The 1,252-nt window shown below is 29.4% G+C and carries 2 protein-coding genes; both read left to right on the top strand.

Features of this window, described 5'->3' with window-relative positions:
• The coding region (locus ES674_RS15320) for a hypothetical protein (protein ID WP_211359313.1) at positions 1 to 322 on the top strand (322 nt) is incomplete at its 5' end.
• A 3-nt stretch (positions 323 to 325) separates the two neighbouring features.
• On the top strand, positions 326 to 1,231 hold the full coding sequence (locus ES674_RS15315; protein ID WP_148405526.1) for a retropepsin-like aspartic protease family protein: 906 nt from the start codon (positions 326 to 328) through the stop codon (positions 1,229 to 1,231).
• Positions 1,232 to 1,252 lie beyond the last annotated feature (21 nt).

The raw sequence follows: 1,252 nt of genomic DNA, 5'->3' as shown, positions 1-1,252 counted from the left end.
CGTTACCAAACAGTTGAAGAAAACTATGAAAATACTTGAAGCTAACGATTTGTTAGAAAAATTAAAACGATTAGAAAACCAATCGAATACGAAAAATGGATTTCCGATTCATCGCTTTTTTATATTACCAATTAAATATTTTCGAGAAAATAATCTTGAAATTGATTGGTACAAACTATGGGAAAATGATAATCTTTTCAAAGACTTGACAGAAGATACAGATATAGATTTTCAAATAGTTGCAGTTCATAGAAGCAGTTACGGAACTTTTTGGACTTCAACAGATATTGAGCATTTTAAAACACTATTACAAGAACAATAAAAAATGAAAAAAAACTTACTTCTTTTATTTGCTTTCCTATTAAGTTTAAATATAAGCTCTCAAGTAACTATTAAATTAGATAAAGTTAATGGAGTTTATAAAGTTCCTTGTAAAGTCAATGGAATTCCAATGGAATTTATATTTGACACAGGAGCAACTAACGTAACAATATCAATCACAGAGGCTTTATTTCTTTCAAAACAAGGACTTCTTAAACAAGGCGACATAAAAGAATCTGTAAATTATCAAATCGCCAACGGAGAAATTAAAGAAGGAACAGAAATCATTTTGAGAAAGATAGAAATCGAAGGACTTGAAATACGGAATGTTACAGCAACAGTTGTTCACGAGCAAAACGCACCATTACTATTAGGAATGACAGCTTTAAGCAAACTAGGAAAGATTTCGATTGAAAATAATTACTTAATTATCAACGACATCGGAATTAAAAAAGTGAACGAAACTGTTGACCGAGAAACTGAAACGCAAGAAACTATCGAATGGATAAATAGTAAATTCGTTGAGCATCAATTTGAATCTGACGGAACAAAACAAGTTCAATATTTTGACGGTGTTAAAGAGATTAAGGGTAATTATTATTTAGTAGGAACTCACATTCAAGAAACAACAAAACCTTGGGGTTTTACTCGTGCTTTTTTTATTCCTCTTAATAAAATCAACAATATAGAATTTATCGAAAAGCAAAGTAATTATTGGCTAGAAGTTAAAATCAAAAATAGTGAAGAAGCAATTCTAATTACTAAAGGAGATGATAATTGGTCTAAAAAAGAAAATATTGCATTCATGTTAGATAAATCAATCGATGAAGAAAATTTAAGACCTCGATTAACAAAAGCATTTGAATATTTAATGGAACTGTACGGAAACACAAAAACCGAAAAGTTCTGAATAAAAAACCGTTTGGTAACA

Origin of the sequence: Bizionia myxarmorum (assembly GCF_008086205.1) — a bacterium.
Taxonomy (GTDB): domain Bacteria; phylum Bacteroidota; class Bacteroidia; order Flavobacteriales; family Flavobacteriaceae; genus Algorimicrobium; species Algorimicrobium myxarmorum.
Note: the sequence above shows the minus strand (reverse complement) of the source record. Positions and strands in the feature narration are given on the sequence as shown.

Coding starts and splice junctions, on each gene's coding strand:
- ES674_RS15315 (WP_148405526.1), top strand. CDS start 326: ATGAAAAAAAACTTACTTCTTTTATTTGCTTTCCTATTAAGTTTAAAT.